We start from the raw sequence: 21,157 nt of genomic DNA on the forward strand, positions 1-21,157 counted from the left end.
TAATTTACAAAAAATTTATGCTAAACTAAGAAAAATTTTATATATCTTGGGAGCTTTATTTGAAAATTATTGTATTACTTTTATTTAATTTGCTAATTTTTGCAGATGAATTAAAGTTCGGTATTGTATATGCTTATCAAGATAAAAATTATTCTAAACAAATAAATGATTGTTTATTAAATCCATCTTTAGGTAATGTTAATGGTTATAATGGATTTTTAGGAGATTATTTAAAATTATGTTCTAGCTTAGGAATAAAAACAGAAAATAAAAATGATAAAATTGTATATTGTCTAAATAACGATAAAAAGCTCAACGGGGGGGGTATTTAGATATAATCAATGCTAAAGCAAATCCAAATACATTAGAATTTTATTCATCAAGTGCTGATGATAATTCTTATAAGAGCTTAATTAATTCTAATCAAGATAGTTTTTCATTTATAGTAGAAAATAAAAATAATATTAAAACATATATAGAAGAGCTTTATAAATTGTATTCAGTGGATACTACCGGTAGAATTAAAATAGAATATAAAAAGACTTTAAATGATGCTGTTTATTATCTAATTGACCAAAGTCCTATAAAAACTACAAATAATGAAGATAATAAATTAATTAACGACTTTTATAACTACATAATAGCAAATCCAAGTGTTAATATGACTAGTGATTGGGAAGACAGATTTAAGCAAATAAGAAATATGCAAGCTAAAAATTCTCATATTTTTTATAGTGATATTTTTAAGGAAAAGGCATTTTTAAAGAATTTAAGAGCTGCATATAATGAATACTCATCATATCCTTTACCTAGACAAAATGAAGGTAAGTGCTATATTTTTGATATTTTTGCTTATGATACAAGTAATTTAGGTAAGAATGTAATTAGGTCTAGTAATTTTAAATATTCTCATCAAAATAGTAAGTATTATTCAAGTGATTTGATTACAAATTATAGTATTCATAAAAGCTCTCTTGTTAGAAAGGGTATATATGAATCAACATTCGCAGGAGAAGAAGTTAAATTTAGTATTAATTTAAGAGCTTTAAATGCGATAGCTAAAGGCGAAATTAAATTAAGTTTTTATCCAGACGCTAGTAATTTAGAAATTAAAAATGAAAAAATCTATTTAAAGGATAGAAATAAAGCTTTATTAAAAAGAGAAGCTGACGCTAAATATTATATGAGTGGTAGCAAACAATCAAAATGCCAATTAAATCTAGTAGAAAATACTAAAGAATTGGTTTTTAATTTAGGCAATTGTTTAATTAATCAAAAAAATATTGAAATTACAGAAAGAATTAGGGGTTTTGAAAGACCTATATTTCAAGAAAGTGGTAAAAGTATAATCAAAGGTTCTGTTGGTATTCCTTTAGTAAATGATTATCAAAATATATATACTTTATATACCAATAATAATGAAAAAGTAATTATAAATAATGCTAAAAACTCTAATGCAAAAAAGGCAAAATTAGTAAATACTATGCTAGAAAATGAAGAATATTTCATAGGGCTTAGCAATAAATATTCAAATATTAGTAGAGTTTATATTGACTTTTTGCCTAATTCTAATTTTGAAATTCTTAATGTCTATAATGCAAATTCTAAAATAGATAAAATCACTGAAGGTGCGTGTGCTGGTAAGTATTTATTAAATGATGAATTAATCCTTAGGATAAAGACAAATCAAGCAATCAAACAAACAAGTATTAAATATAATCAGTATTTTGAAAAGACTAATCAAAACAATGAATTAGTATGCGAACAAATGATAAATGATAATTATAACTATACTTTTGCTAGCAATGATTTTGCTATTAGACCTAAAGAATTTAGTTTAGGCATTTCATCGTTAAATCAAGAAGCATTTCAAAATACTTTAAATAGTTTTGTATCAAGAGAATTGAAAAATTATTCAAATCTAGCAATTGGAATAGCTAATTTAGTGATTAGTTATGATAATACTACTAAAAAATTTGCCTTATTAAATAATGAAAATAATAAAATTACAATTTTTGCTAACGACAATCGTGTAAGAAATAAAGAAAAATATGGAGTAGCTTTTATAAATAATGGTAAGTTTGATTTAAATATTAATTTTCCTTTAGCTACTGATGGTTTAATAGAATTAGCAGAAACTAATTTTACAAAACATGACCAAGAATTAGATATTTGTATTCAAGATGAATTTGATTTAGATAGTGCAAATACTTTAAAAAATGGAAAAATTTCTTGTTTTATACCTATTAAAAAAGCCTTAAATATTGAGTTTTTATCACAAACAAAAGCTATTAAAAACGAATATATAACTTGCAAAAAAGATATGCAAAAATGCAAACTTAATCAAGACAATTCAATAGGTATTAAAAATATAGCTTATGATAAACTTATGCTAGGAGATAATGCGGGCTTGGTTTATAATCTTTATTTGTTAAGTTCAAATTCTAATAACAAATTTGTTCCAACAAAATTTAAAAATGATATAAATTTAATGATAGATGTAGGCAATTTAAATGGTTTAGTAGTAAATGAAGGCAATTTAAAAACCTTACACATTAGCAAAAACGATTTAAATCAAGCATTTAAATTGGCTTTTAATAATTTAGGAGAAAATACAAGATTATCTAATCTAAACGAATACTTGCAAGATGAGGCAAGTTATAAAAATACTACGCAATTTACTTTCAAAAAGGACAAGCCAAGACCTTTACAAAAGGTTACAATCAGTGTCTATGTAGATGGTAAAGATGAGTTTAATATAACTTATAATAATGTTTATGATATAGCTTATACAGGCTTAATGTTTAAAGATATTAATACTACTAATCAAGCTTTAGAATTTAAAAAAGATTATGATTTTGGGTATTATGATGAGGTAGATGGGAAATTAAGTTTTATTAAAGATAATATTATTTTAGATGATTTATTGTCTAAAATTGACTTTATACCAACCTATAACAGCACTCAATTTATTAATAATAGTTTTCATAATATTTCAAATTCTTCATACACAAAAGATACTATAAAATTTGTTCCTAAAGCAGGATTTGAATATCTTTCAAATACTAAAAATACCTTTACAATAGAGTTTAAATAATATTAAGCCCCTTTAATATGGGGCTTATTTTTCTACGCAAAATAAAGCCCAACTTAATTCTTGTTTGATTAAATCTTTATCATTTTCATATAGATTTTTTAGTTTTTCAATTTGAATATCATTTAGTTTTTTGTAAGAAAACTCAACGCTTTTTTGTAAATCTTCATAAGTTTTATAATAATTTTGATTTTTTATAGTGATTTTATTTAAAGTGAAAAAATACCCAAGCTCATTTAAAATATTTGCAGCGTAAATATAATTAGGCGTTGCAATTATGTCTAAATCAAGGGCATTTATGATTTTTTCGTGTATGTAAGAATTGTCAATTTTATATGTAAAATATAGCCTTTTTTTAGTGCAGTTTAAAAGAATTTGCAATGCTTTTGCTAGGTCATTAACATCTAAACACCTACTAGCAAACACCAAATCCCAACTACCATCTAAATCATCATAAGAGCCTTGAATTATCCTTGCATTAGGGCAATTTATCTTAGCAAACTCAAGCATTTTAGGAGAAAAATCACATAAAGTAATATTGTTTATTAAAGAGTGCTTGGCTAAAAAAGCACTCCCACAAGCAAAATCAAGCAAACTATCACACCCACTAAAATCAACTTGCTTTAAAAATTCTCTCACATAAGCTTCGTGTTTTGCGTAATCATTAAAACTTTGAGCTTTTTTATCCCACTCACTTGCGTCCTTACTCTTAAAATCACTCAAATTCTTTTGCTCAATATAAAGATTTTTAAATGATATTTTAGAAAGATTGTTTGCTTTTAGCATAAATTCTCCTTAAAAACTTGGAATTAATATATCTTTAAACTTAGTATTTAAAAACTCTCTCATTTTTTCACTTCTCATAGCCTTAAGCAAAGCTTTAGTTTTAGGGCTATTTAAATCATTGGCTCTAACAGCTAAAACGCTAGCATAATCACTATCGCTACTTTCGTGCAATATAGAATCCTTAATAGGATTTAGTCCTGCTAGTAGGGCGTAATTTGTATTAATTATCGCCAAATCACATTCATTAAGTGTTCTTGTTAGTTGTGGAGCTTCTATTTCTTTTATTGTAAGTTTTAATGGATTATCTTTAATATCTAATACTGATTTTGTGCTAGATTTTGCATCTTCATTAAAGCTTATTATATTATTTAAGGCTAGTAAATCTAAAGCTCTAGCACCATTAATAGGGTCGCTTGGTATATAAACTAAGGCATTTTTAGGCAAATCTTTAATATCTTTAATAGTATTTGAATACGCTGCCATTGGACCTAGAAATATTTTTCCTGCACTAACTAGATTTGTCCCTCTTTCTTCGTTAAAGCTTTCTAAAAATTGTCTAATTTGAGTAAAATTCGCATCTAATTCTTTATCATTTAGAGCATAATTTGGGACTATGTAATTATCAAATTCTATGATTTCTAGTTTGTATCCTTGATTTTCAACCAAGTCTTTTACATTTTCTAAAATCATAGCAGTTGGATATGGAGTTACTCCGATTTTGATTAATTTTTCATCAGCATTTAAGCTTAATAAACATAAAAATATTAATAATTTTTTCATTTGTTTTCCTTTAATTTTTAAGGTGCTTACCGCACAACAATTAAAGAAAATGTTTTTACATTTTCTTTCTAGCCCACGCTTGCTTTTTATTCATTTTTGCGTCTAGCTAGAAAGTTTAGCTAGACGCTAACGCATCTGCATCATTTATAATCCTTTTTAATTTTTTAAAGCTAATCTTAATTATAAATATTAAATAAAATAATAAAAATACTTATATTTTTTATAAGTTGTGTAAAAAAGTAACAAAATATTAAGGAATGATTTTTGCTTTTTTAAATAAATATTTAAAGGAGAGCAAATGAGAATAGAAAGTATTTCAATTTTTGATGAAGCCAAACTTCAAAAAGCTCAAAAGGCTGCAGGTGTATCATTTTCATCTATTTTTGCAAGTGAATTTGCAAGGGTAAATCCTAAGCTAGAAACTCAAGCTAAGTATTCGCTAGATAAAGACATAATAGACGCTTCAAATATCTTTATAGATAGGTTTAATAATTCAAGATTTAAGGTATTTGATAATACTCACGATTTAACTAAGCTAAATTCTAATATATCTTGGCAAGGAGATTTAACAAAAGCTAAGATTTACAATGCTACCGAGTTTGGTTATAGCGTTGATAGTAGTGGCTTTTTAGGAGCTGATTTTAACAAAGCTGCAGGCTTGCCAAATGATTTTAAAATCCATTCAAGCACACTAAAAGAAATCTCAAGACAAAATAACCTAATGACTATGCCACAAGTTGGGATTTTTAATAATATTTATGAAAATATTGATTACGCAGACACTATCAAACACCAGTTTAGATTATACGAGCAAATTGTAGGAAATGTAGCCGAGTTTAGCAAAGATGATATTGCTAATATGCCAAATTATGTTGATTTGGTTGGACTTAAAATCAATAATGGCTATACATTTGATTATTCACACGCAAATGTTGGCAATAAGTATTATGAGAATAAGGAAAATGCTTTACAAATAGGCTTTAAGTTTGATTATGATTTAAGCGTAAATAATAGCAGAAAGCTTAATTTTGATTTAAGTCCTTATATAAAAGATGGTGAGATTTCTAATGCAGGATTATTTGTAAGTTTTCTAGGTGGCACACAAGGGCTTAAGGTAAGCGATAGTGGGGCAACTAAGATTAAAGATGAATATAAAGAAAGAATGATTATAGAAGATGCACTAAGTAAGCTTAATCCAAATGAAGGCATAGATATTTCAAAGCTAGAATTCTTAACAGGACTTAGCAAGGAAAAAATCCAAGATTATTTAGATAAGTTTGAAGATGAGAAAAAATTAAAAGAAAAGGTAAGAGAGTTAAGCCAGAGCCTAGCAGTAGATGCTTTATTGAACAATAATTATTCAAATGATTTTAGGGCTAATGCTAAGGATTTTTATAAAAGAGTTCAGATATAAATTAAATATCTATTAATATTTTTTTAAACCTACCGATATAGAAAAATAACGGGGGTTTAAAATGCAAATAACAAATAACAATTATATAAATTATCAAACAAATATTAAAAATCAAATTCCAACCACTCAAACTCCTAAAGATAATTTAAAAGAACAAATCGCAAATATTTTAAAAGACGCCCCACAAGATGAATGGGGTACATATGATCCAAATGCTGTGCTTAGTAAAATAGGAGCTTATGAAAAAGGCAGTAAGATTTATGAAGCCTTAGAAAACGAAATGTTAAAAGGAATAATTACTTACGAAAAAGACCCAAATGAAGAAATATTAAGCACAAAAGATTCTCTTAAAGTAAATAAGTGTGATCCTGCTTGGGTTGTATCACTTAAGCTAGAAGTTCAACCTTTGTTTAAATTTGAAAACAATTCAATATATCAAAGAGCTTTTTATCAAAATAACGATGATTCAAAAGAGCTTTTAGAATTTTTAAAAGAAAATCCCATAGACAAACTATCTTTAAGTGATAAAAAGTTTAAAAAATCATTTGAAGATAATGATAATAGATTAGAAATGTTGTTTGCAAATGAAGAAATCAGCATAGAAGACTTTAAAAAAGAATATTTAAAATTAAAAGATTTTTATGATGAGAATAAGTTAAAAGAAGAAAAAGAAGAACAAACTAAAGAAAAACCTTACGAAGCCATAGAAGTAAAAGGCACAAGCACTCGTGAAAATATGGAAGAGATTTTAAGTAAGATTGACCCACGCAAAGTAAAAGATGAAAGAGATTTATTAGCTATTTTAATGGCATATAAAAATGGCGAGAATTTATATGATAAAAGAGTTTAAAATAAAGGAATAATTATGAAAATAAATTCTTATTCAACATATCAAATAACTAATATAAGCAAAAAAGAAACAAATAACGAGATTAAAAAAGTAGATAATAAAGCAGATGATAAAAAGGTAGGAGTTGTTTTAGGATACGGAGTTGATAAAGATGGCTTTTTTACAAGTGATTTTAACAAAGCTGCAGGAATTCCTGAAGATTTTAAAATACATAGTGATACAATGCTTTCCCTTGTAGAAAAAAATAACCAAGCAAACCCACCGATATACAAAATGCGTCATAACATAGATATAGTAAAAAGTGCAAGTAGTGCTTATAAAGTTTTAAAAGGAGTTTTAGGCGATGAGTTTTTAAACTCAAAGGATTTTTTTAGCTCTGATGAGCTTTGGAAAACTTCACATTTTTTTGAAATGGATAAAAGAAGCTTAACTATTACAAAGACTTTTGATAAATTAGAAGATTATCAAGACTATGTAAAAATGACAGATTATTGTAGGCTTGATTCAAAATATAGAGCTACTAATTATTTATCTGGCTTGTTTGAAAAAGATGATATTTTTTTTAAAAAAGAACCACCTATAAATAATTATGATGCGTGGTTAGATAGTATATGTAGTTTTATCTACGACCCACATAAAGAAAACTACCAAAATGAGCAAGGCGAGTATAGCAAAGGCGGACTTTTAGCTGCTGTTTTATATAACAATTACATTTTAGTAGAAGGTGAAAAAACTAATTATGCTAAGCAAATGGGACATGACTACAGCGACCCATTTGACCCGTATCGCACAGATGATGATTGGGGTATGATAAAGCCAAACAATACAAAACGCTATGAGATAGGTAAAGAAGATGAGTGGCAAAAGCTAATGCAAAAATTATTATATGAAATGCTAAGTGGTAAAAACCTAAAAGCTCCTAAAGATATAGATAATTACGAAACATTTGAAGAGTTTTTACAAGCAGCTTTACAATACAGCCAAAAAAATATAAGTTTATTTGATATAAAAGTTTAAATTTCTATTTCAAATTCTATTAATTTTAAAGGAATTTAAAATTATGAATTATTTAAAAATATTACGAAAAGTAACAAATATTAATAATATTTTTAATATTAAGTTTTATTTAAAATTAGTTAAAGTATTATGAGATTTTATTTTAAAACAAAGGAGAGATAATGTTTAAGAAAACATTAAAAGTTTTATCTTTAGTTGCCGTTTTAGGCTTAAGTGCTAATGCTAATGATTTATTAGCAGATATTAGCAAAGGTGCTATAAGTGATAATTCATTAGGTGTTAAAGTTTTAAATACTGAAGAGATGAATAAAGTTCATGGCGGGTATGTTTTTAGATATGTAGGAACTGCTATTAATAATTCATTTATGTTACAAACAATTTTTAAGGTAGAGTATGATTATAATGAAAAGATGCTTGAAGCTATTTCAGGATATAATACTGATTTTAGTTCAGGTAGTAGCCCTACAATTTTTCAAAAAAATGCTTATAGTGATTCGTTAAAGGGTGTATTGCCAAACGAAGTGGTTGGAATAGCATTTACTCAGACAAAAACACCACAATTATTTGGAAGAGCCTATAGTTATAGTTTAAATGCAAGAGCTGTTGATTTTACAACTGGTAAAGCTAGAGGCATAATTAATTCTTGGGTAGAAAGTGCTGTAAAAAATTTACAAGCAAAAAATTATATTTATACAGAAACAGCTAGAAGGCATGGTAATTTTGCATTAGGGTTCTAATAGAACCCTACCTAAAGGAATAATTATGAAAATAAATTCTTATTCAACATATCAAATAACTAATATAAGCAAAAAAGAAACAAATAACGAGATTAAAAAAGTAGACAATAAAGCAGATGATAAAAAGGTAGGTGAAGTATTAGGATACGGAGTTGATAAAGATGGCTTTTTTACAAGTGATTTTAATAAAGCCGCAGGTATTCCGGATAATTATAAAATCCACAGCGATACTTTAAAAAATCTAGTAGATAGAAATAACAATTCTTTAAGAGCATATAGAAAGTATTATGAAATTGATATAGCAAAAACTGTTAATAACGCTTATACACTTTTTAGCCAAGTTGTAAGTGAAGATTTTTTAAACTCTAAAGAATTTTTTAATACCGAAGATATAAAGCAATTTCCACAAGGTTATGTTATCAAAAAAGGAACTTTTGAAGTGACAAAAATATTGCAAAGTCCATATGAGTTTTCAAATGTTAATTTTGATAAAAAAACTGAAGATGTTGGTGGTATGTTTTTTCATTATAGAAATGAAGATAGAACTAAGCCAAATACCACTGTTTTTCGTAGTAAGGAAATATTAGAAGAAGATAAATTATATATAAGCAATTTTGACCCTGCTGAGAATAGATATAAAAACGAAAAGGGAGAATTTACAAGAGGCGGGCTTCTTATGGGATTTTTATCAAGCGATATAAGAGCAGTTATAGAAGCAGAGACTACTTATGATGGTAAATTTAGCGGTTATGATAGAAATATCAGTAGGCAAGATTTTCATGCATTTGATATGGCACTTGGAGCACAGCTTATTAGTAGGGGTGAAAATGGCTTTACAAGTGCTGAAGTTGAGCGTATGCCAAGATGGCTAAAAGATTATGTTAAATTTAATAGATTTGATAAGAGTTTAAAAGAAAGAAGTGCTTTTTCTTCTTACGATACATATTCAAAATTAATGTTTAGTCCTATAAAAGATGGTGATTTTGAGGGGAAAAATATCACAAGTGCCTTAGCTGGAAATAATAATCTTGTCTTAACTCCAGAGCAAATCAAAGCAGAAAGGGAAACTTTAGAAAAATTTATGAAAAAGATAAGAGAATTAATGGGTATAGAAAAACCTAGTAAAGAATCTAATATAATGAGTTTTGAAGATTTATTAAAATTAGCTTTTAGTTTTAGCCAAAAAAATATAAGTTTATTTGATATAAAAGTTTAAATTCCTATTTCAAATTCCATTAATTTTAAAGGAATTTAAAATTATGAATTATTTAAAAATATTACGAAAAGTAACAAATATTAATAATATTTTTAATATTAAGTTTTATTTAAAATTAGTTAAAGTATTATGAGATTTTATTTTAAAACAAAGGAGAGATAATGTTTAAGAAAACATTAAAAGTTTTATCTTTAGTTGCCGTTTTAGGCTTAAGTGCTAATGCTAATGATTTATTAGCAGATATTAGCAAAGGTGCTATAAGTGATAATTCATTAGGTGTTAAAGTTTTAAATACTGAAGAAATGAATAAGGTTCGTGGCGGGTATGTTTTAACCGATATATACACATATGGTGGTATGGCATTTGTGTTGGCTATCCCACATACATCAAATGAGTTAGGCGCTAGATTTAATAGTGATGGTTTATTGATAAAAAATAGTATAGGGCTTTGTCCTTTAGGGCAAACTCAATGTTACGCGAATCCTAGTACTAGAGAGCATATTGATAGAAATTACGGCAGACTTGTAGATTATATTAGCGCATTAGGCGGCAGAACTATAACAGGTCATGTTTTATTATACGGTATAAAAAATACAAATGTGGGTAATGGAGTGATGGCACCAGTTACTCATGTATATGCTGTAGAAAAAGAGTATTTAAATCTTTCAAATGCTAGTACAGTTCGAGAATTAATATATATGCTTAATCGTTGGTTTGACCATGAAGCTACGAATAGTTTTCAATTAGAATATAATCAAGTATTAAGAGAAATAAAACAAGCAGTAGGAGCAGATTTGCTAAGAATGGCAAGATAAGGATTTATTATGATGGTTAATGGAGTAAATAATTTTTCAAATACTTATGCAAATACGCTTAATAATAAAAACTCACAAAATAAAGCAAATGATGGGGCTAGTTTAGAATATCTTAAACTAGCTCAAGAAAAGTTAGAAAACGATCCGACCTATAAACCATTATATGACAATAATTTAGGTCTTCGTGATAAGCTAACTTATGGTATGTATGGAGCGTTAGACCCTGATGTTGTAAAGCATATAAGGTTGGAATTGGAGAAATCTCCAGACATTGATCCAGAAGAATTAGTAAAAACTCTAAATAAACTTTTTAAAAATTTAGATAAATTAACTTCAGATAGCATAAATGATGAAGAAAAAAATAAATTAATGAAAAGTATTTTTTCTAATACAGACGAAGATTTGCAAATATCACAATCTAAAGAAGAAATTAAACAAGAAGAAAAAGAAGAACAAACTAAAGAAAAACCTTACGAAGCCATAGAAGTAAAAGGCACTAGCACTCGTGAAAGTATGGAAGAAATACTTAGCAAACTTGATATTCAAAATATCAAAGATGAAAGAGATTTATTGGCTATATTTTTAGCCTATAAAAATGGCGAGAATTTATATGATAAAAGGGTTTGAAATTTTATATTTTAAATTGAAAGGAAGAGTTTGAAAAAGTTATTTTTTATAGCATTTACTTTAAGCTTTTTATTTGGCTCTGATGCTATTACTATTGATAGTCTTTTTAAAAGACAAATCGGACTTAGAAGCATTACAAGTCTTAGTTTAATCACTAGCGGGAATGCTAATATCTACACAAGTTATCCAAGTCTAATAATAGGAGGCGATCCTGTGATTTGGACTGATAATAAAAGGCTTAGTTTGAATGAAACTTTGATATATTCATTTAATAACAAGCTTGATTTTATAACTTCAATTGGCGCTAATGCTACTAGAAATGAATATAGTAATTTTTTTACGGGTAAGCCTATGAGTGAAACTCATTATTCATTTGAAAGCTTGTGGCTTGGGTTTAATTATAGATTTGATAGTTTTAGTGATAAAATACTTAGTTTTTCTTATCAAGCAGGATTATTACAAAGAGAAAAAGCACTTGATACAAATAAAAGTTTTTATTTTAAATCACATTCAGCTAAGCTAAACTTAAAAGGATATAGCGACCCTGCTATTTGGGGTATTTATATGGGATTTACATATAATGATACTAGGACTTTTGATAAACTAGCGATAAATTATGGAAATTCTTATAATTTTGGTGCAAATCTTAGTATAGTATTAAGCCCTAAAATTACGCTTGATTTAGAAGCTTCACAGAGTTTTCAAGCAGCTCAAAAAATCAATGGTGTAAAATATACAAATCTAAGAAGTATCCCAACATATAGTGTAGGCTCAACTTATAGTATAAATGATGATACAAGTATCAGTTTTAATGCTAGTTTTGGTGGTGGTTCAGCTGCTCCTGATAGTGTGTTTGGTATTAGCTTATGGCAAAAATTCTAATAATCTTTATAACTATAACTTGTCTTAATGCCGAGTTTGCAGTGAAGTCTTATAGACAAATCAAAAATAACTCCGTAGTAAGACAAAGTTATGAAGAATCTTGTGGGGCAAGTAGTATAGCGACATTACTAAATCTAACAAATATCAAGCGTTTTAGTGAAAAAGATATTTTAGAAGTTTTAGATAAAAATACTAATATGCTAAGTTTTAATGAATTAAATAATGCGTTAAATAAATTGGGTTTTAATGCAAAAGCTTATAAATTAAATCGTAATATATTTGAAAAAATATTCGTGCCTTTTATAGTAAAGATTGAAAATGACCCGAGATTTCCACATTTTGTAGTGGTAAATAATATTAATGGGGATTTTGTGAAAGTATATGACCCAAGCTTTGGCGAATATCTAAGCTCTAAAAAAGAATTTTATAGCGTATGGGATAAAGATGGTTTAGGTGGATACGCTCTAATAATTAAGCCAAATATTACAAAAGAACTAAAGCCAAATTTACCACGCCCAAGTCAAATAAAAGAAATTTAAATAAGTTTTATATTTTTAAAGTTTTTGTTAATTTTGCTGATATAGATGATAAAGGAGATGATTATGAAAATAACGGCTAATTCTTATATAACATATCCAACAACTAAAATTAGTAAAAAAAATGATAACCTAGATATTCAAGCCAATAAACCTTATTATGAAGATGGAAAGGCTAGTTTAGAATATCTTAAACTAGCCCAGCAAAAGCTAGAAAACGATCCGACTTACAATCCAATAAATGATAGAAATTTAAATCTTGGAGAAAAGGCAAGTTATTGTGTGTTTGGAGCATTAGACCCTGATTTAGTAGAAGAAATAAGCAAAGAATTTATGAAAAATTGGGTAGAAATTGATAAAAAAGAGCTTGATAGAACGCTAAACTCACTAAATATGCCATCTTTAGGTTTGCCTAAAGAATTACTTTTAGGTTATATAGATAGTAATAAAATGCCAAGCGTTGAAGAATTACAAGCTAGAGTTAAAGAAAAAGAAAATTTAAGAAATAATGCAATAAATACTAAAGAAGAAATTAAACAAGAAGAAAAAGAAGAACAAACTGAAGATAAAACACCATTCGAAGCCATAGAAGTAAAAGGCACTAGCACTCGTGAAAGTATGGAAGATATTTTAAGCAAAATTAATATTCAAAATATTAAAGATGAAAGAGATTTATTAGCTATATTTTTAGCCTATAAAAATGGCGAGAATTTATATGATAAAAGGGTTTAGTTAAAATGACAATCATAAATAACAATCAGAGTATTTTGGATTTAAGGCAAATATTTTTAAGAGATGAGATAAGGACTGAAACTAATAAAGATTTAAATTCTAAGCCAGTAAGCTCTGATGATTTAAAAGGCATTTCTAATTTATATAATCATGATAATTGGGGTAAGAGTTTTAGTGGGGTTAGTAAGAATGGCGAAGTTACTATTTATGGCAAACTATTAGGGCTTGATGATAAAAGTAGTTTAAATGAATTAAGCGAACTTTTAAGCTTTATTATGACTAATTCAAATTCAATAAACGGGCAAATCGCCTTAAATGATGAGCTAGAAAGCTTATTAAATAGTGATTTAAGCATAGAAGAATTTAAACCTAGATGGCTTTTAGCAATTACTAAGGATTTAGCAGCAAAAGAGCTAGATACTAAAGAGATTAAAAGAGAACCGATTGAAGTAAAGAGTGATTTAAATGTGTATAAAGAAAACTTAGCAAACTTGGTAAAATCTCTAAGAGAGCAAAAAGATAGCTATGATGCTTATGTTTTATCTATGCTAGAAACCGAGTTTATAAACAAAAGGACATAAATGCAAATTAACCCATCTTTAAATCAAATAAATCTCATTAATACAAATAATAAAGATTTAAAAAAGATAGATTTAAGCAAAGAGCTTAGCCAAATTGCTAAGCCTAATGATATGTTTGATTTGTTTTTACAAGTTCAAAATGATTATAAGACAGATAGTATTTATCAAAGAGCTTTTGCAAAGCATTCTGATATAGAGATTAAAAAAGATTTGCAAAGCTTTTTGCAAGCAAATCCTATAAATAGTAGTAGTGGTAGCTTTACATATTATGATGATTTAAGATTTAATTTTAGCGATGATGAAAGGCTTTTTAGATTATTTGCAGATGAAAAAATAAGCATAGATGATTTTAAAAAAGAATATCTAAAAATAAAAGCTGAATATGAAGAAGAAAAGCCTAGAGAAAAAATAGAAGTAAAAGGCACTAGCACTCGTGAAAGTATGGAAGATATTTTAAGCAAACTTGATATTCAAAATATCAAAGATGAAAGAGATTTATTAGCTATTTTAATGGCGTATAAAGATAGTAAGAATTTGTATGATAAAAGAATTTGAATAAATCAAATTTCTTCGTTTGTTTTGTAATTAATAACAAAAGATATTTTCATATTGTGTGCTTGTTTTGGGATTTTGTTTTTGACTTTTCTTATTGTTTGTTTTGTTTGCTGCAAAAACATTTCGTGAGAACTTTCTATAATATTTATAGTAAGCTCATCATTTTTTATCATAAAATTACCTACTACTTTGCCTTTAATATTTAGCATTTTTGCTCTTTTTGGGTATTTTTTATATTTGTTTAAAAGCTCATTTATAAACAAGGCTAAAGCTTTATCATTTAAACCATTGCTGGAATTATTGTTTAGACTATTTGCGTTGGCTTTTCCTTCAATATTTGCTCCATAATTTTGATTAATTTCTTGCTTTTCTTCTTGTTTTACAACTTGTTTTACTTCAGGCTTTATAACTTGTTTTACTTTTTTTATTTCGCTTTGTTTTTTTAATTCTTCTTTAGGTTTGATTTTTTTCTTTATACCTTCTTTAATCTCTTGTTTTACTTCAGCTTTAACTTCTTCAAGCTTTTCTTCAACTAACTCTTCTTTAGGGCTATCTTGTATAAAGCTAAAATTACTAGCACTTAAGTTTATACTTGTTTGATTTTTTAATTTATTCTCATCTTTTACATGTATTATAGAAACGGCAAAAACTTGAGCTAAAAATATCAAAACAGAAATTACAATTATTTTCATTATTTAAGCCTTGTAAGTATTGTGTAATTATTAAAATTATTATTTTTTAATTCATAAATTACTTTTATAAAATCTTTAAAATACAATTCTTCATCACAAATTATGTTTAATTTCTCATCTTTATTAATTTTGCTTACCAAATCATTTAAACTAATTAAATCATCGTTTATTCTTAATTCAAATTCCTTTGAAATTATTAAAATATTTGCTTTGGTTTCAGCATTTTGTTCGCTTTTACTAAGTGGTGGGGTTACATCAATTGCTTTATATTTTACAAAACTTTGTACGCTAAGTGATATTATGATAATTACTAGCATTACATCAATTAATGGGATTATGTTTAAGGTAGGTTTATTCATTTTGTAACAAGATTATTTAATTTTTTATATTTTACAATCAGCTTTGCATTGTATCTATCAAAAATATTAAATATGACTAAAGCAAGTATTGCAACAATAAGCCCACCCGCAGTAGCTTTTAAAGCACCACTTAATGCACTTATTATCTTACCAGTATCATCAATATTGTTAAAACCCATCATTATGCCAAAAACAGTTCCCAATAGCCCTATATAAGGTGCGTTTTGGGCTATGATTGAAAGAATTATTAGATTTTTGCTAATTCCTATTTCAAATTCTTCTAAACTTTTATAATTTTCATATTTGAAAACACAATAAAACACAATTCTTTCAATCAAAACCGCAATACATAAAGCATTCATTACACCTAATATAATAAAAACTATAAAATCTATTTCATTTTCTAGCACTAAATTTGGCATTAAAATTTCGCTCCTACTTCAAAATAAAACGACCTACCTTGCATCATAGAATATTCGTTATTCGCTCTTTTTGTATTAAAAACATTTCCTATATCAATACTTGCGTAATAATTTACTTTTTTGAATTGATTTTCATATTTAAGTTTTAAATCATATAAAATGCTAGAGTTTTGATGAGCTATCTCATAAGCCTTCAATTTAGTAGTATCATTTATTATAAAATCATAAGCTCTTTCATAATCATATCCAGCTTCATAGTGAATAAAATTTGATAATGTAAAATTATTAAAATTATGCGTTGTAGTAAGTCTAATAGCCCAAGGTTTAGCAAAGCTTAGATTTGGTTTATCTTCTATTTTTATGACTTTTCCATCCCACATAATATTTTCTTTATCATAGCTTCTTCCGTTTTTATCAGGTCTTATATTGCTATCAAGTAAGCTAAAAAGGTCTGTTGTATAATCTTGCATATTCTTTTTATGAATAGCATAATTAGCTATTAAAGCAAAGTTATTTTTAACACCAAAAATATCTATTTCATTTGCATTGCTAATACTTAAACTAAAATTATGATTTTTTGATTTTCCTATATTTGCGTAATATGTTTTTTCTATTCCATCGCTTTCAATTATGCCTAATCTTTTTGATTTAGCTGTCATTATTAAGTCTTTTGAATTTCTAAAAATATATTTAAAATCGTAACTAATATTAGAAAATTTTTGATGATACAAAAACGCAATCTCATCATCATAAGGAGTTTTTAATTTATTTTGGCTCATTTTAGGGCTTTTAAAATCAGCTTTTAAGCTCCATTTTTCTTGAGCTGTTGTTCTTGTATAAGTTTGATTTGATGAAGAAATGAGCGAGTTTAAAACATAAGCATAAGGCATTCTTCCATAATATCTTGCATAACCTAAACTTACTTTGCTATCTTCATTAAACTCATAATCAGCTTTAATTCTAGGAGCAAAATTAAAATTCTTATACAAATCATCATAATTTGCTCTAGCACCAAATCTTAAAGTAAAAGCATCTAAGCTAAACTCATCTTCTAAATAAAATGCAAGATTATTTGATTTTACTACATGTTTTGTTCCATCATATTTAATCAAACTAGATAAGAATTGCCCTGCATTATTAAATGAATCATCTTTTAAACACGCAATATCATTTGCTAAACACTCACCACTTAAAGTTTTAGGAGTTGCATAAATTGCACCATTTTCATCAATTTGATGGCTTACTTTTGTATTGCTAAGAATAAAACCTGAATTTAAAGTATGATGATCTAAATAATATTTAAAATCAAAATCTAAGCTTAAATTATCTTGCAATCTATCAACAGCAGTAGTTGATCCAACTCTTGCTATACTAGAATTGCTCCAATTATTTATATTTGAACTCTTCCAAATTTGCATAATGCTAGTATCAGAATCTCTATTGTAATTTAATTTAGAATAAGATAAGTTTGAATCTATTGCATAATTATCGTTTTCATAAAATAAATTGATTTTTGATACGATATTTTTTTGAGTAATTGAGTAATGTCCGTTTAAATTATCGCTTGTATTGTATTCTTGTTTGCTAGGTGCATAAATTATGCTTGGAGTTAGGATTATTCCATTATCTGCAATATAATTAAGTTTTAATAAAAAGTTTTGGCTTATATTTTTAATATCATAAGAATTCTCATCAAGTGCTTTGCTAGGCTTTGTAATAACACTTCTTAAGTCTGAAAAATCAAACAAAACTCCAAATTTTTCATTAAAAGTATTTGAAAATCCAAAATTTGTATTATATTTTTTCCATTTTTTTGAACTTGTATTGCTTAAATCATTTTCATAAGTTGTTATTCTAGCAAGGCATGAAATATCATTTTCATCGCAATCAGGATATAAAGTCTTAGTTAAATTACTTGAAGTAAAACCAAAATTAACATAAGAACTTAAATCCTTGCTAGGATTTTTGCTCTTACTATCTACTACACCGCCTGTAAATTCTCCGTATTTAGCAGGGATAAAACTATCAAATACTTCTACACTATCAAGAATATTAGTATTTAAGAATACGCCTTGAGATGGTGTTTCAAACTGCCCTTTGTCATCTAATGCAGTGCTTGAACCCGCTGGGTCAATGTCATTTGTAATGCTTATTCCATCAAGGGTAAAATTATTTTGATAAAAAAGACTTCCGTTTATACTTATTTTATCAGGCACAATATTTGCACCATTAAAGCTTGAATTATTGCTTACATCAAAGCTTACATTTGGATTGTATTTTAAAATAGAGCTTATGTCTTTATTATTGCTTGCAAAATTTTTTAAAAATTTATTTGAATAAATAGTACTTTTTTGATTAATAATCAAACTAGCACTTTCACCAATTACATCAATACTGCCAACATTAATTTCTGCTAAAGCACAAGAGCAAATAATAAAACATTGAAAAACTTTCTTCATAAAATCCCCAAAATAATAATCATTATTAGATTGTAATATAATGAAAATTAAAATCACTTTAAATTAAAATTTATTTTTATCATAAAGTTCTTTTAAATCTTTTGCTCTAATTATTATGCTTGATTTTTTTATATTGTTAAAATTTGCATTAATTAATACAAGCTCAATCTTATCACTAATCTTAAAAATACTAAAATCTCTGCAATATTTAGCATTGCATTTAGTGTTAATTGCTATTTCAAATTCATCATAATCACTTATATAATAATCATCAAGATTTACCTTGTTTTCTTTGATTAACTCATATTTAAATAATAATTCTTGTTTTAAATCTTCGTAATTTTTATTAAGTTCGTATTTTATTTGCTTTAAAATATCATCTTTAAAAATAAGCCATAAAAAATAATTATTTTCATCAATATTACAAGCTAGACTTCTAAGACTTTTATAAGCTTTTTTATCACCAAACATTTTCTTAAAAATTTCGCCTTTTTTTGTGTTTGGCAAGAAAGATGAGCGCAGATTGCATGTGTAAGGTCTGCTTTTTCCATATTCATAATTAAAATAACTATCAACTTCGCTAGAATTAAACTCATTTATTTTAATACCAAAATCATAGGAACTTAAACTTACAAAAAAACTTGATATTAATAATAATTTTTTCATTTCTTATCCTTAATTCTTTCGTAATTATTACAAGATGTAAAATTTCTTAAATCACAAGCTTTTTTATAAAATTTTAAAGCATTTTCTAAATTATTTTGTTTTTCATAAATATTTGCACTCATCATACAAGCTAGGTTGTAATTTAGCTCGCAAGCTTTTAAGAAGTATTTTAAAGCAAGTTTTAAATCATTTAAATTATATTTTTTAAAATACGCAAAATAGCCTATCTGATAGCAAGACGCGGCTAAATCTAAATCACAAGCTTTACTATGATTTAGCAAAACATAATCATCATTTATAGGCAAATAATATTGATATAAATTTGCAAGCTCATAGCAAGAATTTGCGTATTTTTTATCACAATTTTTCTCATAATAATTTATTGCTTTAAGAAAATCTTGCTTCGTTTTAGCTAAAGAGTATTTATAAATATTTCCTAGATTATGACAACTTTGCAAATAGCCTAAATCACAAGCTTTATTTGCTAATTCTTTTGCTAATTGTGTATTTTTCTTAGCACCATTAAAATAAATCATACTTAGGCGATGACAAGCTAAGGCAACATCTTTTTCACAAGATAGTGCTAATAATTTTTTAGCTCTTTTAATATCACTATTTATTAAGCTAATTGCTAGATTTGTGCAAGATGAATAATCATTTTCTTTACATTTGTTCGCTAAATCACTAGCTATTGCATAAACACAAAAAAACAAAATAAAAAGTTTTCTCATAATCTTTCCTTTTTTATTGATTATAATTATTAATATTTAATATTATTAAATAATTATTAATATCATTATAAAAATTACTAAAAGGAGCTTGTATGAAAAAATTAATATTTTTAGGATTTGCACTTAGTTTTGCAATTTCTAATGAGCTCAGTTTTAGACAAATTAGAGAAGATATTTTTAATATAGATGATAAAACTCTAATCGCTTATGCTAAAAAAATAAGACTAAAAGCAATCCCTAGCAATGCTTATGAATTAGAAGAGCTAATTAAAAATACAAGCCCTGATTATGAAATATATCCAACTACAACTAAAAGAATTGAATTAGGCAAAAAGCTTTATTTTGACCCAAGACTTTCAAGAAGCGGGCTAATATCGTGCAATACTTGTCATAATTTAGGCTTAGGTGGAGTTGATGGCATAGCAGCTAGTACAGGACACAAATGGCAAGCAAATCCACATCATCTAAACGCTCCAAGCGTTTATAATGCAGTGTTTAACCCGAATCAATTTTGGGACGGCAGAGCAAATCATCTAAAAGAACAAGCAAAAGGACCTATCCAAGCTAATGTAGAAATGGCAGAAGATAGCCAAATCGTAGTAGAAAAAATCAAAAGTATTCCTGAATATGTAAATGAGTTTAAAGACGCTTTTTCAAATGATATTAATATTGATTTTGACTTAATTGCAACAACTATTGGCATATTTGAGCGAACTTTGATAACTCCTTCAAGATATGATGAGTTTTTAGAAGGCAATGTAAATGCTTTAAGTTTTGATGAAAAACAAGGGCTTAGAACATTTATTAATAAAGGTTGTGTTTTATGCCATTACGGGATAAATGTTGGCGGAGCATTTAGGGGTTTTGGCTTTGTTAGGTATCAATATGTAAATTATGGAGATTTTAACGGAAATGAAAACAATAGAGTAAAAGTTCCTACCTTAAGAAATGTAGCAAGAACAGCCCCATATTTTCATAATGGCAGTATTTGGAGCTTAACTGAAGCAGTTGAATCTATGGGAAGAATTCAGCTTGGAATTGAACTAAGCGAGCAAGAAATCAAAAATATAATAAGCTTTTTAAAATCACTTAGTGGCAAACTACCACAGATAGTTTATCCAGAACTCCCACCTTCAAGTGATGAAACAATACGCCCTAAGCTTGATTATTGAAATTAAAAAATAATACAAATTACTATTGGTAAAA

Annotated in this window: 23 protein-coding genes; 15 read left to right on the forward strand and 8 right to left on the reverse strand. The window is 26.9% G+C overall.

The genetic code is table 11. The annotated features are described in order from the left end of the window. Positions 1-59 precede the first annotated feature (59 nt). Together KJQ97_RS01090 and KJQ97_RS01095 are read left to right on the forward strand one after the other, a co-directional pair. Positions 60-332, forward strand: a complete 273-nt coding sequence (locus tag KJQ97_RS01090) for a hypothetical protein (RefSeq protein ID WP_214119675.1) — start codon at positions 60-62, stop codon at positions 330-332. A 161-nt stretch (positions 333-493) separates the two neighbouring features. Next, positions 494-3,097, forward strand: a complete 2,604-nt coding sequence (locus KJQ97_RS01095; RefSeq protein WP_214119676.1) for a hypothetical protein — start codon at positions 494-496, stop codon at positions 3,095-3,097. A 24-nt stretch (positions 3,098-3,121) separates the two neighbouring features. Here KJQ97_RS01095 and KJQ97_RS01100 read toward each other — a convergent pair whose 3' ends face one another. Next, on the reverse strand, positions 3,122-3,880 hold the full coding sequence (locus tag KJQ97_RS01100; RefSeq protein WP_214118746.1) for a class I SAM-dependent methyltransferase: 759 nt from the start codon (positions 3,878-3,880) through the stop codon (positions 3,122-3,124). Positions 3,881-3,889: 9 nt separating this feature from the next. Beyond that, entirely contained in the window at positions 3,890-4,660 is a 771-nt protein-coding gene (locus tag KJQ97_RS01105) for a MetQ/NlpA family ABC transporter substrate-binding protein (protein ID WP_214119677.1), read from the reverse strand. 298 nt (positions 4,661-4,958) lie between these two features. Between KJQ97_RS01105 and KJQ97_RS01110 the strand changes: the two genes are divergently transcribed. From KJQ97_RS01110 to KJQ97_RS01165, 12 genes are all read left to right on the forward strand, one after another. After that, positions 4,959-6,074: a Cj0814 family flagellar-dependent secreted protein gene (locus tag KJQ97_RS01110; protein ID WP_214119678.1), complete on the forward strand. Its 1,116-nt coding sequence runs from the start codon at positions 4,959-4,961 to the stop codon at positions 6,072-6,074. A 61-nt stretch (positions 6,075-6,135) separates the two neighbouring features. After that, positions 6,136-6,924 (forward strand): hypothetical protein, encoded by a 789-nt coding sequence (locus KJQ97_RS01115; RefSeq protein WP_214119679.1) that lies wholly within the window; start codon positions 6,136-6,138, stop codon positions 6,922-6,924. Positions 6,925-6,939: 15 nt separating this feature from the next. After that, a complete protein-coding gene (locus KJQ97_RS01120) occupies positions 6,940-7,941 on the forward strand; it encodes a Cj0814 family flagellar-dependent secreted protein (protein ID WP_214119680.1) in 1,002 nt (333 codons plus the stop codon). 161 nt (positions 7,942-8,102) lie between these two features. Beyond that, entirely contained in the window at positions 8,103-8,678 is a 576-nt protein-coding gene (locus KJQ97_RS01125; protein ID WP_214119681.1) for a hypothetical protein, read from the forward strand. A gap of 25 nt (positions 8,679-8,703) precedes the next feature. Next, entirely contained in the window at positions 8,704-9,894 is a 1,191-nt protein-coding gene (locus tag KJQ97_RS01130; protein ID WP_214119001.1) for a Cj0814 family flagellar-dependent secreted protein, read from the forward strand. 161 nt (positions 9,895-10,055) lie between these two features. After that, entirely contained in the window at positions 10,056-10,709 is a 654-nt protein-coding gene (locus KJQ97_RS01135; protein ID WP_214119682.1) for a hypothetical protein, read from the forward strand. A 9-nt stretch (positions 10,710-10,718) separates the two neighbouring features. After that, positions 10,719-11,336: a hypothetical protein gene (locus KJQ97_RS01140; protein WP_214119683.1), complete on the forward strand. Its 618-nt coding sequence runs from the start codon at positions 10,719-10,721 to the stop codon at positions 11,334-11,336. Between the two features lie 30 nt (positions 11,337-11,366). Next, positions 11,367-12,218: a hypothetical protein gene (locus KJQ97_RS01145; RefSeq protein WP_214119684.1), complete on the forward strand. Its 852-nt coding sequence runs from the start codon at positions 11,367-11,369 to the stop codon at positions 12,216-12,218. After that, the gene (locus KJQ97_RS01150) at positions 12,203-12,757 is read left to right on the forward strand and encodes a cysteine peptidase family C39 domain-containing protein (RefSeq protein ID WP_214119685.1); all 555 of its coding nucleotides are present in this window, start codon (positions 12,203-12,205) and stop codon (positions 12,755-12,757) included. Before KJQ97_RS01145 ends, KJQ97_RS01150 begins: the two co-directional genes overlap by 16 nt. Positions 12,758-12,820: 63 nt before the next feature. Further along, on the forward strand, positions 12,821-13,486 hold the full coding sequence (locus KJQ97_RS01155; protein ID WP_214119686.1) for a hypothetical protein: 666 nt from the start codon (positions 12,821-12,823) through the stop codon (positions 13,484-13,486). A 5-nt stretch (positions 13,487-13,491) separates the two neighbouring features. Next, positions 13,492-14,067: a Cj0814-related protein gene (locus KJQ97_RS01160; RefSeq protein WP_214118886.1), complete on the forward strand. Its 576-nt coding sequence runs from the start codon at positions 13,492-13,494 to the stop codon at positions 14,065-14,067. Beyond that, on the forward strand, positions 14,068-14,622 hold the full coding sequence (locus KJQ97_RS01165; RefSeq protein ID WP_214119687.1) for a hypothetical protein: 555 nt from the start codon (positions 14,068-14,070) through the stop codon (positions 14,620-14,622). Between the two features lie 5 nt (positions 14,623-14,627). Here the strand turns inward: KJQ97_RS01165 and KJQ97_RS01170 are convergent, their stop codons facing one another. From KJQ97_RS01170 to KJQ97_RS01195, 6 genes are all read right to left on the reverse strand, one after another. Next, the gene (locus KJQ97_RS01170) at positions 14,628-15,314 is read right to left on the reverse strand and encodes an energy transducer TonB (protein WP_214119688.1); all 687 of its coding nucleotides are present in this window, start codon (positions 15,312-15,314) and stop codon (positions 14,628-14,630) included. Beyond that, complete coding sequence (locus tag KJQ97_RS01175) at positions 15,314-15,673, reverse strand: ExbD/TolR family protein (protein ID WP_214119689.1); 360 nt, start codon at positions 15,671-15,673, stop codon at positions 15,314-15,316. Before KJQ97_RS01175 ends, KJQ97_RS01170 begins: the two co-directional genes overlap by 1 nt. Beyond that, positions 15,670-16,095, reverse strand: a complete 426-nt coding sequence (locus KJQ97_RS01180) for a MotA/TolQ/ExbB proton channel family protein (protein WP_214119690.1) — start codon at positions 16,093-16,095, stop codon at positions 15,670-15,672. Before KJQ97_RS01180 ends, KJQ97_RS01175 begins: the two co-directional genes overlap by 4 nt. Next, the gene (locus KJQ97_RS01185) at positions 16,095-18,554 is read right to left on the reverse strand and encodes a TonB-dependent receptor (protein WP_214119691.1); all 2,460 of its coding nucleotides are present in this window, start codon (positions 18,552-18,554) and stop codon (positions 16,095-16,097) included. The genes KJQ97_RS01180 and KJQ97_RS01185 overlap by 1 nt, the downstream gene beginning before the upstream one ends. A 63-nt stretch (positions 18,555-18,617) precedes the next feature. After that, positions 18,618-19,220: a hypothetical protein gene (locus KJQ97_RS01190; RefSeq protein WP_214119692.1), complete on the reverse strand. Its 603-nt coding sequence runs from the start codon at positions 19,218-19,220 to the stop codon at positions 18,618-18,620. Beyond that, positions 19,217-19,951: a tetratricopeptide repeat protein gene (locus tag KJQ97_RS01195; RefSeq protein WP_214119693.1), complete on the reverse strand. Its 735-nt coding sequence runs from the start codon at positions 19,949-19,951 to the stop codon at positions 19,217-19,219. Before KJQ97_RS01195 ends, KJQ97_RS01190 begins: the two co-directional genes overlap by 4 nt. Before the next feature lie 92 nt (positions 19,952-20,043). On the opposite strand from KJQ97_RS01195, the gene KJQ97_RS01200 reads away from it, so the two are divergent. Continuing rightward, on the forward strand, positions 20,044-21,123 hold the full coding sequence (locus KJQ97_RS01200) for a cytochrome-c peroxidase (RefSeq protein WP_214119694.1): 1,080 nt from the start codon (positions 20,044-20,046) through the stop codon (positions 21,121-21,123). Positions 21,124-21,157: the final 34 nt, after the last annotated feature.

Source organism: Campylobacter sp. 2018MI01 (assembly GCF_018501205.1).
In the GTDB taxonomy this organism is placed as follows: domain Bacteria; phylum Campylobacterota; class Campylobacteria; order Campylobacterales; family Campylobacteraceae; genus Campylobacter_E.

Bases quoted from the DNA above. Each gene is read 5' to 3' on its own strand.
- KJQ97_RS01130 (WP_214119001.1), top strand. From the start codon at position 8,704: ATGAAAATAAATTCTTATTCAACATATCAAATAACTAATATAAGCAAA.
- KJQ97_RS01135 (WP_214119682.1), top strand. From the start codon at position 10,056: ATGTTTAAGAAAACATTAAAAGTTTTATCTTTAGTTGCCGTTTTAGGC.
- KJQ97_RS01110 (WP_214119678.1), top strand. From the start codon at position 4,959: ATGAGAATAGAAAGTATTTCAATTTTTGATGAAGCCAAACTTCAAAAA.
- KJQ97_RS01200 (WP_214119694.1), top strand. From the start codon at position 20,044: ATGAAAAAATTAATATTTTTAGGATTTGCACTTAGTTTTGCAATTTCT.
- KJQ97_RS01190 (WP_214119692.1), bottom strand. From the start codon at position 19,220: ATGAAAAAATTATTATTAATATCAAGTTTTTTTGTAAGTTTAAGTTCC.
- KJQ97_RS01195 (WP_214119693.1), bottom strand. From the start codon at position 19,951: ATGAGAAAACTTTTTATTTTGTTTTTTTGTGTTTATGCAATAGCTAGT.
- KJQ97_RS01180 (WP_214119690.1), bottom strand. From the start codon at position 16,095: ATGCCAAATTTAGTGCTAGAAAATGAAATAGATTTTATAGTTTTTATT.
- KJQ97_RS01100 (WP_214118746.1), bottom strand. From the start codon at position 3,880: ATGCTAAAAGCAAACAATCTTTCTAAAATATCATTTAAAAATCTTTAT.
- KJQ97_RS01150 (WP_214119685.1), top strand. From the start codon at position 12,203: ATGGCAAAAATTCTAATAATCTTTATAACTATAACTTGTCTTAATGCC.
- KJQ97_RS01105 (WP_214119677.1), bottom strand. From the start codon at position 4,660: ATGAAAAAATTATTAATATTTTTATGTTTATTAAGCTTAAATGCTGAT.
- KJQ97_RS01170 (WP_214119688.1), bottom strand. From the start codon at position 15,314: ATGAAAATAATTGTAATTTCTGTTTTGATATTTTTAGCTCAAGTTTTT.
- KJQ97_RS01155 (WP_214119686.1), top strand. From the start codon at position 12,821: ATGAAAATAACGGCTAATTCTTATATAACATATCCAACAACTAAAATT.
- KJQ97_RS01120 (WP_214119680.1), top strand. From the start codon at position 6,940: ATGAAAATAAATTCTTATTCAACATATCAAATAACTAATATAAGCAAA.
- KJQ97_RS01165 (WP_214119687.1), top strand. From the start codon at position 14,068: ATGCAAATTAACCCATCTTTAAATCAAATAAATCTCATTAATACAAAT.
- KJQ97_RS01175 (WP_214119689.1), bottom strand. From the start codon at position 15,673: ATGAATAAACCTACCTTAAACATAATCCCATTAATTGATGTAATGCTA.
- KJQ97_RS01160 (WP_214118886.1), top strand. From the start codon at position 13,492: ATGACAATCATAAATAACAATCAGAGTATTTTGGATTTAAGGCAAATA.
- KJQ97_RS01185 (WP_214119691.1), bottom strand. From the start codon at position 18,554: ATGAAGAAAGTTTTTCAATGTTTTATTATTTGCTCTTGTGCTTTAGCA.
- KJQ97_RS01125 (WP_214119681.1), top strand. From the start codon at position 8,103: ATGTTTAAGAAAACATTAAAAGTTTTATCTTTAGTTGCCGTTTTAGGC.
- KJQ97_RS01140 (WP_214119683.1), top strand. From the start codon at position 10,719: ATGATGGTTAATGGAGTAAATAATTTTTCAAATACTTATGCAAATACG.
- KJQ97_RS01115 (WP_214119679.1), top strand. From the start codon at position 6,136: ATGCAAATAACAAATAACAATTATATAAATTATCAAACAAATATTAAA.